At 30.0% G+C, this 13,227-nt stretch carries 14 protein-coding genes; 7 read left to right on the top strand and 7 right to left on the bottom strand.

The window, feature by feature from the left end; translation table 11 throughout:
- Positions 1-102 precede the first annotated feature (102 nt).
- Both lpdA and HXZ74_RS00655 read left to right on the top strand, forming a co-directional pair.
- Positions 103-1,503 (top strand): dihydrolipoyl dehydrogenase, encoded by a 1,401-nt coding sequence (gene lpdA / locus HXZ74_RS00650; protein ID WP_038331480.1) that lies wholly within the window; start codon positions 103-105, stop codon positions 1,501-1,503.
- Positions 1,504-1,583: 80 nt separating this feature from the next.
- Positions 1,584-2,498 (top strand): tetratricopeptide repeat protein, encoded by a 915-nt coding sequence (locus HXZ74_RS00655; RefSeq protein ID WP_286473393.1) that lies wholly within the window; start codon positions 1,584-1,586, stop codon positions 2,496-2,498.
- Between the two features lie 6 nt (positions 2,499-2,504).
- Here the strand turns inward: HXZ74_RS00655 and HXZ74_RS00660 are convergent, their stop codons facing one another.
- The gene (locus tag HXZ74_RS00660) at positions 2,505-3,239 is read right to left on the bottom strand and encodes a Rossmann-fold NAD(P)-binding domain-containing protein (protein WP_286473394.1); all 735 of its coding nucleotides are present in this window, start codon (positions 3,237-3,239) and stop codon (positions 2,505-2,507) included.
- A 71-nt stretch (positions 3,240-3,310) separates the two neighbouring features.
- On the opposite strand from HXZ74_RS00660, the gene HXZ74_RS00665 reads away from it, so the two are divergent.
- Together HXZ74_RS00665 and HXZ74_RS00670 are read left to right on the top strand one after the other, a co-directional pair.
- Positions 3,311-4,009 (top strand): pseudouridine synthase, encoded by a 699-nt coding sequence (locus HXZ74_RS00665; RefSeq protein ID WP_180904559.1) that lies wholly within the window; start codon positions 3,311-3,313, stop codon positions 4,007-4,009.
- Positions 4,010-4,122: 113 nt separating this feature from the next.
- The gene (locus tag HXZ74_RS00670; RefSeq protein ID WP_115000743.1) at positions 4,123-4,716 is read left to right on the top strand and encodes a hypothetical protein; all 594 of its coding nucleotides are present in this window, start codon (positions 4,123-4,125) and stop codon (positions 4,714-4,716) included.
- 35 nt (positions 4,717-4,751) lie between these two features.
- Here HXZ74_RS00670 and HXZ74_RS00675 read toward each other — a convergent pair whose 3' ends face one another.
- From HXZ74_RS00675 to HXZ74_RS00700, 6 genes are all read right to left on the bottom strand, one after another.
- The gene (locus HXZ74_RS00675; RefSeq protein ID WP_115000741.1) at positions 4,752-5,876 is read right to left on the bottom strand and encodes a DUF6438 domain-containing protein; all 1,125 of its coding nucleotides are present in this window, start codon (positions 5,874-5,876) and stop codon (positions 4,752-4,754) included.
- A 74-nt stretch (positions 5,877-5,950) separates the two neighbouring features.
- On the bottom strand, positions 5,951-6,658 hold the full coding sequence (locus HXZ74_RS00680; protein WP_115000739.1) for a ZIP family metal transporter: 708 nt from the start codon (positions 6,656-6,658) through the stop codon (positions 5,951-5,953).
- On the bottom strand, positions 6,655-7,383 hold the full coding sequence (locus HXZ74_RS00685; protein ID WP_286473395.1) for a class I SAM-dependent methyltransferase: 729 nt from the start codon (positions 7,381-7,383) through the stop codon (positions 6,655-6,657). Before HXZ74_RS00685 ends, HXZ74_RS00680 begins: the two co-directional genes overlap by 4 nt.
- Positions 7,384-7,388: 5 nt before the next feature.
- Positions 7,389-7,769: a Fur family transcriptional regulator gene (locus tag HXZ74_RS00690; protein WP_115000737.1), complete on the bottom strand. Its 381-nt coding sequence runs from the start codon at positions 7,767-7,769 to the stop codon at positions 7,389-7,391.
- Between the two features lie 167 nt (positions 7,770-7,936).
- Positions 7,937-9,718, bottom strand: a complete 1,782-nt coding sequence (locus tag HXZ74_RS00695) for an aminopeptidase P family protein (protein ID WP_286473396.1) — start codon at positions 9,716-9,718, stop codon at positions 7,937-7,939.
- 82 nt (positions 9,719-9,800) lie between these two features.
- Entirely contained in the window at positions 9,801-10,274 is a 474-nt protein-coding gene (locus tag HXZ74_RS00700; protein ID WP_286473397.1) for a DUF4265 domain-containing protein, read from the bottom strand.
- A 98-nt stretch (positions 10,275-10,372) separates the two neighbouring features.
- On the opposite strand from HXZ74_RS00700, the gene HXZ74_RS00705 reads away from it, so the two are divergent.
- From HXZ74_RS00705 to HXZ74_RS00715, 3 genes are read left to right on the top strand one after another with little or no spacing between them, the layout of a single operon-like run.
- Positions 10,373-11,530 (top strand): THUMP domain-containing class I SAM-dependent RNA methyltransferase, encoded by a 1,158-nt coding sequence (locus HXZ74_RS00705; protein ID WP_286473671.1) that lies wholly within the window; start codon positions 10,373-10,375, stop codon positions 11,528-11,530.
- Between the two features lie 5 nt (positions 11,531-11,535).
- Positions 11,536-11,970 (top strand): DUF2750 domain-containing protein, encoded by a 435-nt coding sequence (locus HXZ74_RS00710; RefSeq protein ID WP_286473398.1) that lies wholly within the window; start codon positions 11,536-11,538, stop codon positions 11,968-11,970.
- A 6-nt stretch (positions 11,971-11,976) separates the two neighbouring features.
- Positions 11,977-13,014: a glycosyltransferase family 2 protein gene (locus tag HXZ74_RS00715; RefSeq protein ID WP_286473400.1), complete on the top strand. Its 1,038-nt coding sequence runs from the start codon at positions 11,977-11,979 to the stop codon at positions 13,012-13,014.
- Positions 13,015-13,227 lie beyond the last annotated feature (213 nt).

Below are 13,227 nucleotides of genomic sequence, written 5' to 3' on the forward strand. Positions count from 1 at the left end.
TCCTAACAAAATTCATTACAATTTTATAACGAAAATCTATTCGATATTGGTTATATTTGTAGAGTTTAAATTAATTATAATAATAAATCAAAATAAAACTATATGAGTTCTTATGATGTAGCCGTAATTGGTGCTGGACCTGGAGGATATGTTGCAGCTATTCGCGCAGCGCAATTAGGATTTAAAACAGCAATTATCGAGAAAGAAAGTTTAGGTGGTACATGTCTTAATGTAGGATGTATTCCGTCAAAAGCTTTATTAGATTCTTCTCACCACTATTACGATGCTGTAAATCACTTTAAAGAGCACGGAATCGAAATCGATGCTCCAAAAGTAAACTTCACTCAAATGATTGCTCGCAAGGTAGGTGTTGTAGATACTAACGTAGCTGGTATCAAATACTTAATGAGTAAAAATAATATTGATGTTTTAGAAGGAACAGGTGCTTTTAAAGACGCAACTCATATCGTTGTAACTGCTAAAGACGGTTCTACTCAAGAAATTGAAGCTAAAAATACAATTATCGCAACAGGATCAGTTTCATCTGAATTACCATTTGCGCCAACAGATAAAACTCGTATTATCACTTCTACAGAAGCATTAGCTTTAACAGAAGTTCCAAAACACTTAATCGTTATCGGTGGTGGTGTTATCGGATTAGAGTTAGGATCTGTTTACTTACGTTTAGGTTCTCAAGTAACAGTTGTAGAATATGCAGACCGCGTTATTCCAGGAATGGACGGTGCTTTGTCTAAAGAATTGACAAAAGTATTGAAAAAACAAGGAATGAAATTCCACACTTCTACAGGTGTAACTTCTGTTGTAAATAACGGAAACGATGTTACATTAAAAGCAACTTCTAAAAAAGGAGAAGAAATTGAAATTAACGGAGATTACGCTTTAGTAGCTGTTGGTCGTCGTGCTTTCACAGGATCTTTAGGTTTAGAAAACGTAGGAGTAGAGGTCGACGAAAGAGGTCGTATCAAAACAAACGATCACTTACAAACGAATGTTTCTAACATTTATGCTATCGGTGACGTTGTTGCTGGTGCAATGTTAGCACACAAAGCAGAAGAAGAAGGTGTTTTAGTTGCTGAGCAATTAGCAGGTCAAAAACCTCATATCAACTATAACTTAATTCCTGGTGTTGTTTATACTTGGCCAGAAGTTGCAGGAGTTGGTAAAACAGAAGAGCAATTAAAAGAAGAAGGAGTAGAATACAAAGTTGGTTCTTTCCCATTCAAAGCTTTAGGACGTGCTCGTGCATCTATGGATACAGATGGTTTTGCTAAAATTTTAGCTGATAAAAACACAGATGAAATCTTAGGAATGCATATTATTGGTGCTCGTGCTGCAGATTTAATTGCAGAAGGAGTTGTAGCAATGGAATTCCGTGCATCTGCAGAGGATTTAACAAGAATGTCTCATGCTCACCCAACATTTTCAGAAGCGATCAAAGAAGCTGCTTTAGCTGCTACAGACAATCGCCCAATTCACGCTTAATCAATAGATTTAAGATAAATTCTAAAAAGCTGTTCGTAAGAGCAGCTTTTTTTGTTATTTTTAAGCATTAATTCCAAAAAATGAAATATTTAAAAAGTCTATTTGTTCTGATTTCTCTTACTGCTTCTACATTTTCTTTAGCTTGTTTAAATGGAGAGAGTAAAATACTTTCTACAGATTCTTATATTTATGAAGATAGAGAAGGTAATATTCCGCATGGACACACGTTTTATACAGAGAATTTGGATAATGATTTAAAGAAAATTGATAGTTTGTTTGCTGTAAAACCTGACGCTGATTTACTTAGTGATAAAGGTTTGATTTTGATTTTGCAAAGAAAATATCAACAAGCGATAGATTTGTATTTAGAAGTTGAGAAAAAATATCCAAACAGATATTCTACAGCTTCTAATATTGGAACTGCATACGAATTGATTGGTGATAATGAAAATGCTTTAAAATGGATTTCGAAAGCTTTGGTTTTAAATCCAGATTCGCATAATAAATCGGAATGGATTCATCAAAATATTCTAAAAATTAAGTTGAAACAATTACAATTATCAAGTGAAAGTTTGATTAATAGAGATTTTGGAAATGAAGATTTTCCAGTTTCAACATTAAGTAAAGAAGATTTGAATAGTCTAAAAAATCAGCTTTATTTTCAATTGAATGAAAGACGTTCCTTTATTCAACCAAAAGATGAAATAATGGCTCAATTATTATTTGATTATGGTAATATTCTTTTATTATTAGGAGAGAAGGAAGCAAAAGATGTTTATGAAATAGCCAAACAATACGGATTTTCAAACGAATTAATTGACAGAAGAATAGAGGAATCAAAATCAATAAAATCTTATTCATCATCTAATAGTAATGAAGAAAGTTCGTTAAAAAAATTCTTTCAGAAAAATTGGGATACAATATTAATTACTGTTTTATCAATAATAATTTTCTTTTTTGTGTTTAAAGCAAAAGAACGAAAGAGAAGAAATTAGTTTTCCTTAAAAATAAATAGGATTTGGATAAATGAATTCATAATTAAATTCATCTTGTATTTTTTGACTTGAAATTATTTTTCCTTCTCGATTTGTAGCGGAAATAATTTTCTTGTTTAATTGATATTCTAACACTTCTTCTTTGGTAGGATGTTCTGGTGTAACGACATTATAAATGGATGAATTTTTATTTGAATTAATCAATTTTTCAATCACTTGGCAAATATCTAGATAATGTATATGATTCACCATTTGAGATAGATTTTGACTATTTAAATCTATATATTTAGAAAGAAATCTATCGTCTCCCATTAATCCGCCTAAGCGTAAAATAATCAATTGATTAAATTTTTCTTTTAATTGATTTTCAATTGAATAAAAAGGATTATTTAAATAAATAGTTTCAATTGAATTTTCAGAAATAATTTCATTATTTTCAGGATAAATAGCTGTTGAACTAAGTAAAATAAGTTGATTGTTATAATCTCCTAAAAACTCAATCAAGTGCTGAAATTGTTGTTGTAAATCATCTAAATTATTTCTTCTTCCAAATGGAATTGTCACAATAACAAAGTCATAATCCGTTGAGATTTTCTCAGATTTATAATTATCAAAATCGATTGAAAAACAATTTTCTGCATCCGAAATTCGTTTCGTAGTTTCAATCAAAAATTGCTTTTCTAAATACTTTTCTAATCTCGATCCCAACCAGCCTTTTCCAATAATTAATCCTTTTTTCATTCAATTTTATTAAACAATAAATATAAGACTGTTCTATTTTCTAACCGAAAATAACTTTCTATTTTTGCCAAATGTTAGAAATTCTTTATCAAGACGAATATATTATTGCCATTAACAAACCGAGCGGATTGTTGGTTCACAAATCTTTTTATGCGCGTGATGCGTCTGTTTTTGCAGTTCAGGAATTACGTAATCAAATCGGTGGGCAACATGTTTATCCTATTCATCGTTTGGATCGTAAAACGTCAGGAGTTTTGCTTTTTGCTTTAGATAAAGAAAGTTTAAAAATTATGAATGATCGATTTGCAACACGCGAAGTTGAAAAAAAGTACTTGGCTATTTTGCGTGGTTGGGCTCCCGAAGAAATGACGATAGATTATGATTTGACGAATGATGATGGTGTAAAGCAAAATGCAATTACCTATTTTCATCGTTTGCAAATTGCCGAAATTGATTTAGAGTATAACAATCATCCGACTTCACGTTATTGTTTGGTGGAAGCAATTCCCGAAACTGGTCGTATGCATCAATTACGCAAGCATTTTCGTCATATTTTTCATCCAATTTTGGGAAGTCGTCCGCATGGTTGTAATAAGCAAAATAAATTGTGGTTGGAGAATTTTGGATTGAAAGGAATGATGCTTCACGCGCATCAATTGGTATTTAATCATCCAATGACAAATGAACAACTCGTTTTGAATGCTAAGATAAATGAAGAATTTTCTAAAGTTGGAGATATTCTTGGTTTGGATTTAGAAAAATATAAATAATCTTAATTAATGTTTTTCAATTTATCATTTATATAAAATTTAAAATTCAGACGTTAAATAATTGAAATTGAGAATAATATTTCGTAAAATTGTAAGACCAAAAACTCTTGCTTATGAAACATTATTTTTACTCATTTTTTACTTTATTTCTTTTATTTAATTGTTCAGAAAATAAACCTGAAATCAAAAAGCTTACTCAACAAGAATTAACAGAAACAACAGAATTTAAAGAAGCTTCACCCGAAAAAAAACAATTATTTTCTGAACTTAAAGCTTTTCAGAAAGATTTACAAAGTAAACAAGCGCAAAAAATTCCAGATTATTTGGATTGTCCAAAACGTATCGAAGAATTAGATTTGAATACCAAAAATACTGCGATTAGGACAGATGTTGAAGCAAATTCGTTTCGATTATCGACAAATTTAGTCACAGATAATTTTGATTTGATTTACAATGAATTAGATTTGAATATTATAAATGAAGCAATAAAATCTATCCCAGAAACGGATTTATTGGCAAATGATAATGTTTCAACCAATGTAAAACTTGGCGAATGCGATTATCATACTTCAATTTTGATGAAAAACAAAGAAGTTGAATTTGATATTAAATCAGCAACACCAAATTCTGAATGTAAGAAAGATCAAAAATGGAAATTTGTTTCGAATGGAGAAATTTTAGTTTTAGATCATCGAAAAATGTTATAATAAACAAAAAAGAAGTTCAATTTTGAACTTCTTTTTTATTTATATGTTAAATCATTATTTTCTAAAAAATTATATCCTAAATCATAATATTGGATAGGAGAGTCTTTAAATTTTATTTGAAATTGTTGACCATCTGTTTCAATTGTTTGTAATGATTTAGGAGAAATTTCTTCATACTTAGAATCCCAAAATTTAGATATAAATTTATTTATTTTGAACGTTTTTTGTTTAAACTGAAATGGTTTTGAAGGATGTTTCATTAATTCTGTCCATAAATAAAATGACTGGTAATCTCTAAATTCTTCTAAATTAACTTCTTTAGCATTTGTAAATGGATTTATAATAGAAAAATAATCTTTATAATGATATGGTTTTTTATCCTCAATATAATAATGCATAGCACGCAAAATGTCTAATAATTGTTTCACTTTTGGAGGACCATCATTTATATAAAATGAAATTCTTTTAGTGATTTTATTATTTTTTATAAAAACAATTTCTTCAAAATTTCCATCAGTTGTATTATTTGAATATTGATCATCTGTTTGATAAAGGTCTATCTGATTTAACTTGTTTTTAAAATAATTGAAATATTCTTTATTAATTTGTCCAGCATAAACTCCGTTTATTTGCGTAAATTTTTCTCCAGCATAAATTATATCACCATTAGATTCTAACCTATAATTATATATTGGACAAGAACCATAACAGCCACTACTTGTAACAATAATAGCATCAAAAACATTGTTGAATTGCTGCTTTACTTTGTCGCGAACTAACATAAAATGCGCAAAGTAAATGGTATCTTTTGATAATTTTTCAACTTTACCAAATTCAATATTTTTTTTACTCGCAGTATTATACCAAGAAACTACAGAATTTTTAATTTTAAAGTTAGTCTTGTAACCCAAATATTCAAAATCATTTGTTTTTTCATTATAAATTGAAAAATGATTCGAGTCATAAATAGTATCTGATGAGAATTTATATATGTTATTTATATTGAAAAAGATTGATGGTAATTCGTTTGGGTCATTATTTGTTTTGTCATAAAATTCTTTTGACCAATCGCCTTGTAAATGTTCCTTTATTTCTTTATCAAACGAATTTTTACAACTAATAATACTTATTAGAAAAATGAAGAATATAATTAATCGCATATTTTGATGTTAATTATCTAAATATAAACGATTAAAATGAAAAAAAGCAACTTTAATAAGTTGCTTTTATATTTTTAATGTGAATGTACATGCATAGAAACGGTGAGATAAGCGAGAATAAACCCTACTAAGATAGAACCGAATTTTTTCAGATTAAATTTGTGCCCTTCATTACTTTCGAACAAAATTACGGTTGAAATATGTAAAAATATTCCCGAAACAATTGCGCTCATTTCCAAAGAATAATTAGAAATAATCGTATGTTTTCCTAAGAAATATCCCATTGGAGCAGCTAATGCAAACAAAGTCATAAACAGAAAACGTTTTGCGTTAGATTCTGTATGTTGACATAATGCGCTAAATAAAATCATCGAAACTGGAATATTATGAACAAAAATTGCCCACATAAAATTGTGAGATTCTGCATTTGCAACAGGGATTCCTTCGATAATTGAATGCAAAAACAATCCGCCAAAAATTCCGAAAGGAAATTGCTCTTTTTTGTGCAAATGAATATGTCCGTGCTCAACGCCTTTACTGATCGTTTCTAAAATATATTGCACAACAACGCCTAATAAAACAAACAATCCGATCGAATGATGATTATGATTTTCAGAAGGATGTCCATAAACTTGAGGCAAAATTTCTAAAACGGTCATCGCCAAGAAATATGCACCACTAAAGGTTAGTAGCAGTTTTGAGTTGTGTTTATTTTTGAGTAATATTCGAGAAAATAAAACTCCAATTAACACACTTGAAATTAAGATTAGACTTTCTTTCATTTGTTTAAAACTATAATTAATCGGTCAGAAGTTTGTTCATCAAAAGCATCGAGATTATAATTTCCAAATACTTTATCTAAAATAAAACCTTCTGTTTCGTATATTTTTTTGAAATCGTTGAAATAAATTAAACGAACAAACTCTTCAAAATGAAATGTTTCGCCTTTATCTGTGAAATCAATTTCTTTTTTGATAAAACCATTTTCGACAGATTTTGTGATTTTGAATAAAATTCCATCAATCAGTTTTTGTTCATAAGGAATCATTGTCGAAACTACTTTTTCTGCATTCAAATAATCTAAAACAAAGATTCCGTGCGATTTGATTTGTTGTTTTACAGCTTCAAAAACTTTAAAATTATCTTCATAATTCTCAAAATAACCAAAACTTGTAAAAAGATTGAAAACTGCATCAAATTCGTTTGGATGATAGACTTCGCGCATATCATGTTTTTCAAATTTTAAATATTCATTTTCAAATTGTTTGGCGTATTTGATACTTTCTTCAGATAAATCTATACCTAAAACATCAAAACCTAATTTATTTAATGTAATAGCGTGTCGTCCCTTTCCACAAGCTAAATCTAACACTTTTGCTTGTTGTGGAAGCTGTAAATATTTCGTGATTTTTTGAATAAAATCTTCAGCTTCTGTAAGACTTCTGTTCTTGTATAAAATATGATAATATGGCGAGTTAAACCATTTTACAAACCATTGTAAATCCATTGTTGTTATTTTTGGCAATTTGGGCAAGTTCCTGTGATGACGCAATTGCAATCTTGCATCGAAAATCCTTCGGGTAAATTAATTTTTATTTCTTCTTTCAAGCAAATAAGTTGATTGCAAGTCGTGCAACGAAAATGAAAATGATCGTGGTGATGCTGTGTATGCTCACAACACGTCTTGCACATCGCAAAATAATTTACGCCATCATCTCCCACAACTTTATGCATCATTCCGTCTTCGCAAAAATTATTCAGAATACGATAAATCGTTGCTCTGTCCATTTTTCCTTGCAACTGCGTTTCAATTTGTTCCTGATTTAATGCAGTCGTACACGAATTGAACAAATCAATAACCGCTTGTTTGGTTGGTGTATTTCGTCTTTTCATTTCTTAATGCAAATATGTTGCAATAATACAAATTTTATGGGAAATAAAAAATCCTATTCGAATGTGAATAGGATTTTTTTGTAAAGCTGAATTTATTTCAGCTTCTATATTTTTATTTCTAATTCTGAAACAAGTTCAGAATGAATTTTTGTTGAAATAAAATTGATTTATTTAGAAATAGCTTCGCACTTTTCTTTCAACCAAGCTGTTTCTTTTTCGTCTAAGAATGGAGAAATTTTCTCGAAAACAAATTGATGATAGTTATTTAACCATGTAATTTCTTCGTTTGTCATTAAATTAACATCAATCAAATTTTTCTCAATTGGGAAAACTGTAATAATCTCAAACTTCAAGAAATCACCAAATTGAGTAGACATCGCAGGTTGAACAATCATTAGATTCTCAATTCTAATTCCGTATTCGCCATCACGATACAAACCAGGTTCGTTAGAAAGCACCATTCCAGCTTTTAGTGGAGTTAAATTCTCTTCTAAACGAATACTTTGTGGCCCTTCGTGTACACATAAGAAATGACCAACTCCGTGTCCAGTTCCGTGCCCATAATTGAAACCGTTTTCCCAAAGCGCTTTACGCGACAAAACATCTAACAAAGAACCACGAGAATTAACAGGAAAAATAGCTTCCGATAAACCAATATTTCCTTTAAGAACTAAGGTATAATCTGTTTTTTGTTGCGCCGTTGGTTCTCCTAACATCAATGTGCGCGTAATATCTGTTGTTCCTTCCAAAAACTGAGCTCCAGAATCGATTAACAACATTTCTTTGCGACCTAATATATAAGCAGTTTCAGGCGAAGCAGAGTAGTGGTTCATTGCGCCGTGATCAGCATATCCACAAATAGTCCCGAAACTTGCACCTTTACAATTTTCCTGTTGTAAACGGAAAAATTTTAATTGTTCATCAACTGTAACTTCATTAATATTATTGTCGATATTTTCTTCTAACCACATGAAAAACTTCGTCAACGCAACACCATCTTTTACCATTGCATTTCTGAAACCTTCTTGCTCGATTTCATTTTTAACCGATTTTAGATTTGTAACAGGAGAAGAAACTAAATTAATAGTTGAAGAAGTAGAAATTGCTTCGTATAAAGATTGATTGATTCGATTTCCATCTATCAAAACATGCGATTTTTCGTTCTGATTTTTTAAATAATCATAAATCGCTATATAAGGTTGAATTGTAATTCCTTCATTAGCTAAAGCAGTTTTTGTTTCTGTAGTTACTTTCACTTCATCTATAAATAAATACGCATTTTCTGTATCTACAGCAGCATACGAAATTGTCAATGGATTATAGTTAACATCATTTCCACGAATGTTAAATAACCACGCAATTTCGTCCAACGAATTCATGATATATACATTGGTATTTGCTTTTTTCATTTCATTGCGTACTTCCGAAATTTTTTCTGAAGCAGATTTTCCAGCAAATTTTACATCATAAATATAGAATGGATTTTCTGGTAAAGCAGGACGATCTTGCCAAGCTAAATCAATTAAATCAATATTTTTTACTGAAAGTTGATTGAATGAAAACTCATTAAAATTTTCTGCAAAAGCATTGTGCGCAAACATCTGGGGATTAAGTCCTACAACTTCTCCTTCTTTTAATTGAGAAATAATCCATTCGTTGATAGAAGGAGTTTCTGGCATTCTCATTTTCATCAATTCAAAAGTCGTGTCTTTTAATTGATCTTCTGCCTGAATAAAATATCTTGAATCTGTCCAAACAGCCGCTTTTTCTAACGTAACAACTGCAGTTCCAGCCGAACCATTGAAACCTGAAATCCAAGTACGTTCTTTCCAACGATTTGGTAAATATTCGCTTCCGTGTGGATCTGTTCCCGGAATAATTGTTGCGCTAATACCATTTTGTTTCATAACCTCTCTCAAAGCTGAAAGACGATCTGTGATTTTTTCCATTTTATATCGAATTCTAAAAAATTAAACTTTAATAGCCGAAAGGTACGAAGAATGTCGATGAAGGAAAATATTATTAAGATTATTATCTGGTTTCATCACGGTGTTTTTCTGATAAAACAGGTTCTGCAAAAGCAATAAATTCATTTTCTTGTAATTCGGTTAATTTATCAAAAACAGATTTATAATTAATTTTTAAAGGAATTTCTAGAACAAAATATTTTTCATTTAGCGCTTCACTTTCGCAACCAAAATTTCTAAAAATATTTCTGATATTATCTCTATTAATTTCATCATTCATTATTATAACTTGAACTGTCGAATTTCCAGAAAATTCAATTACTTTTCTAAAGGTTAAACATTCTTCATCGTTATCATATTCAGCAAATACTATATCGTCACTTGAAAAACATGGTCCATAAAATGGAATATTGTCTATTTTATATAATCCTTTTTCTTTGTCTATGGTTTCTGTCCAGAGTGTTTCAACTATTTCTTCTTCTAAAACATTACTATAATATCTAACCAATATTTTTTCATATTTAGTTTCATGATCCATGAAATATTTTTTGTTAAGGTATAAATTAGTTTAGAATTTCGAAAAACAATTATTCCTTTCTCAATTTCCTTTATTTCCCGTACTTTTGTAAAAATTTTATTTCCTTGGAAAATTTCAGAATGATTGCGAAAACCTTTTTTGGTTTCGAAGAAATATTAGCGCAAGAATTAAAAGCGTTGGGTGCGGCAGATGTTAAAATTCAAAACCGAATGGTTGAATTTAATGGCGATTTAGGTTTCATGTACAAAGCAAATTACAGCTTGCGTACGGCACTTCGTATACAGAAGCCAATTCTTTCGTTTTCTGCGAAAAATGATCATCAATTGTACGAGAAATTCAAGAAATTCCATTGGGAAAATTATCTGAATGTTGATAAAACTTTTATGATTGATCCAACTGTACATTCAGATTATTTTACACATTCGCATTATGCAGCGCTTAAAGTGAAAGATGCTATTGTAGATCGATTCAAAGAAAAAAATGGTCGTCGTCCAAGTATCGATAAAGATTTTCCAGATGTACGTTTCAACTTACATATTTCGCATGATAAAATTACGTTGTCGTTAGATTCTTCGGGAGAATCTTTGCACAAACGTGGTTATCGTGAAGAAACTGGTCCAGCTCCAATTAATGAGGTTTTAGCAGTAGGTTTGTTGTTGCAAGCGGGTTATGATGGAAAAGGAAATTACCTTGATCCGATGTGTGGTTCGGGAACAATGTTGATTGAAGCGGCGATGATTGCAAATAATATTCCGCCACAAATTCATCGTAAGCATTTTGCTTTTCAGAATTGGCCAGATTATGACGAAACATTGTTCACACAAATTCGTAATACGCGTCTAAATCGAATCAAAGAATCTGAATATAAGATTGTTGGATACGAAATTTCTCCAATGATGGTAAAAATTGCGCAGATGAATATAAAATCTGCGGATTTAGAAGATTTCATCGAAATTCGTCACCAAGATTTCTTTACATCTAAAAAGGAATTATTCCCAGTTTTGTTGGTGTTCAATCCTCCTTATGATGAGCGTATTGAAAACAATAACCAAGAATTTTATAAACAAATTGGAGACACGTTAAAATCGAGTTATCCAAATACATTGGTGTGGTTTATCACATCAGATTTACAAGCCAAAAAATATGTCGGTTTACGTCCTTCGAAAAAAGTAAAAGTATTTAACGGTAAGTTAGAATGCGACTTTTTACAATACGAAATGTACGAAGGAAGTAAAAAAACTAAAAATCAAAATTAAGAGAAGTGAGTCAATTTATAAAAGAAATCTGTCAAGATCAAAAAGTATATCTTTTAACTTCTGAGGAAGGTTTTGCTATTTCGTATTCGGAAGAGTTTGAGTACGAAGATGGCTCTAATTTAGAAGTAATTTGCTTTTGGTCGAATACAGATTTAGCTGAAAAAGCGAAACAAAATCAATGGGCAAATCATAAAATTGATTCGATTGATTTGAATACTTTTTTAGAAGAATGGTTATTCGGAATGATTGAAGAAGTTTCTTTGGTTGGAATTAATTTTGACGAAACTTCGAAAGGAGAAGAGCAAAGTCCATTGGATACTATTTTGGCAATTGTTCATGAATTGAATCAATCAAAATCAACTTTCAAATTGAATCATTTTAAGAGTTTAGATGAAATTCAGAAAGTGACATTAGAGTTGAAAGAATCATTCAATCAATAATATATTTTGGGAAAAGAAGATTTGCAACTTTCGATAATTATTGCCGTTTACGAACGTCAAGATGAATTGACAGAATTATTGTCAAGTTTAGCGAAACAAACGGATAAGTTATTCGAAATTATTATTGTAGACGATGGTTCTAAAAATAAATTGGATACAGTTTGTACTAAATTTGAAACTCAATTAGATCTTCATTATTATTACAAAACAAATTCAGGTCCAGGAAAATCGAGAAATTTTGGAATGAAAAAAGCGAATGGAAATTATTTCATTTTTTTAGATTCTGATACGATTATTCCTTCGACTTATATTGCATCGGTTAAAAAAGAATTAACAACCAATTTTGTTGATGCTTTTGGTGGTCCAGATGATGCAGATGATTCGTTTACAGATTTGCAAAAAGCAATTACTTTTTCGATGACTTCATTTTTGACAACAGGAGGAATCAGAGGAGGAAAAAAGCAAATTGGTAAATTTCAGCCGCGAAGTTTTAATATGGGAATTTCTCGTAAAGCGTATGAAAAAACAGGTGGTTTTGCGGATTTACGCGTTGGAGAAGATCCAGATTTATCAATGCGTTTGTGGGAAAATGGTTTTGAAACGAGATTATTTCAAGATTCTAAAGTGATTCATAAACGTAGAACTTCGTTAAAGAAATTTGCGAAACAAGTCTATCAATTTGGAGTTGCGCGCCCAATTCTTAATCAACGTCATCCAAATTATATAAAACCAACTTTTTGGTTTCCGAGTTTATTTTTTATCGGAACTTTAGTTGCGTTTTTATTTTTATTGTTGAGTTTTATTCTTCCGAAACATCAATTTATTCTACAAATTCCGTTTGTTTTGTGGCTAATTTATATGTTTTTGATTTTTATTTTCTCTACAATTCGTTTCAAATCTGCGGTTGTAGGTTTATTATCAATTCAAACAACTTTAATTCAATTTTTCAATTATGGTTACGGATTTTTAGAAAGTCAATTCAGGTTGAATATTCTCAAACAAAATCCTAAAAAGGCATTTCCGAGTCATTATCATATCGATTAAATATAAAAAATAAAGGTCAAGATTTCTCTTGACCTTCTTAATTTCAAAGCATTGCTTTGACATCTAACTTAAAATACTAATAAGCTCAAATTTAACATTTATTGTTGAAATTAAACTATAAATAATTTGTTATATTTTGTTAATCAATTAGTTAAAATTAATTTTAATAATTATTATTAATGATAATAAAGTAATAGTTGATTAATTTTCTAA

This window comes from Empedobacter sp. R750 (assembly GCF_030324345.1).
Classification (GTDB): Bacteria; Bacteroidota; Bacteroidia; order Flavobacteriales; family Weeksellaceae; genus Empedobacter; species Empedobacter falsenii_C.

What these genes read in the sequence shown, in the direction of transcription:
- lpdA (WP_038331480.1), top strand. Translation starts at nt 103, where the DNA reads ATGAGTTCTTATGATGTAGCCGTAATTGGTGCTGGACCTGGAGGATAT.
- HXZ74_RS00655 (WP_286473393.1), top strand. Translation starts at nt 1,584, where the DNA reads ATGAAATATTTAAAAAGTCTATTTGTTCTGATTTCTCTTACTGCTTCT.
- HXZ74_RS00660 (WP_286473394.1), bottom strand. Translation starts at nt 3,239, where the DNA reads ATGAAAAAAGGATTAATTATTGGAAAAGGCTGGTTGGGATCGAGATTA.
- HXZ74_RS00665 (WP_180904559.1), top strand. Translation starts at nt 3,311, where the DNA reads ATGTTAGAAATTCTTTATCAAGACGAATATATTATTGCCATTAACAAA.
- HXZ74_RS00670 (WP_115000743.1), top strand. Translation starts at nt 4,123, where the DNA reads ATGAAACATTATTTTTACTCATTTTTTACTTTATTTCTTTTATTTAAT.
- HXZ74_RS00675 (WP_115000741.1), bottom strand. Translation starts at nt 5,876, where the DNA reads ATGCGATTAATTATATTCTTCATTTTTCTAATAAGTATTATTAGTTGT.
- HXZ74_RS00680 (WP_115000739.1), bottom strand. Translation starts at nt 6,658, where the DNA reads ATGAAAGAAAGTCTAATCTTAATTTCAAGTGTGTTAATTGGAGTTTTA.
- HXZ74_RS00685 (WP_286473395.1), bottom strand. Translation starts at nt 7,383, where the DNA reads ATGGATTTACAATGGTTTGTAAAATGGTTTAACTCGCCATATTATCAT.
- HXZ74_RS00690 (WP_115000737.1), bottom strand. Translation starts at nt 7,769, where the DNA reads ATGAAAAGACGAAATACACCAACCAAACAAGCGGTTATTGATTTGTTC.
- HXZ74_RS00695 (WP_286473396.1), bottom strand. Translation starts at nt 9,718, where the DNA reads ATGGAAAAAATCACAGATCGTCTTTCAGCTTTGAGAGAGGTTATGAAA.
- HXZ74_RS00700 (WP_286473397.1), bottom strand. Translation starts at nt 10,274, where the DNA reads ATGGATCATGAAACTAAATATGAAAAAATATTGGTTAGATATTATAGT.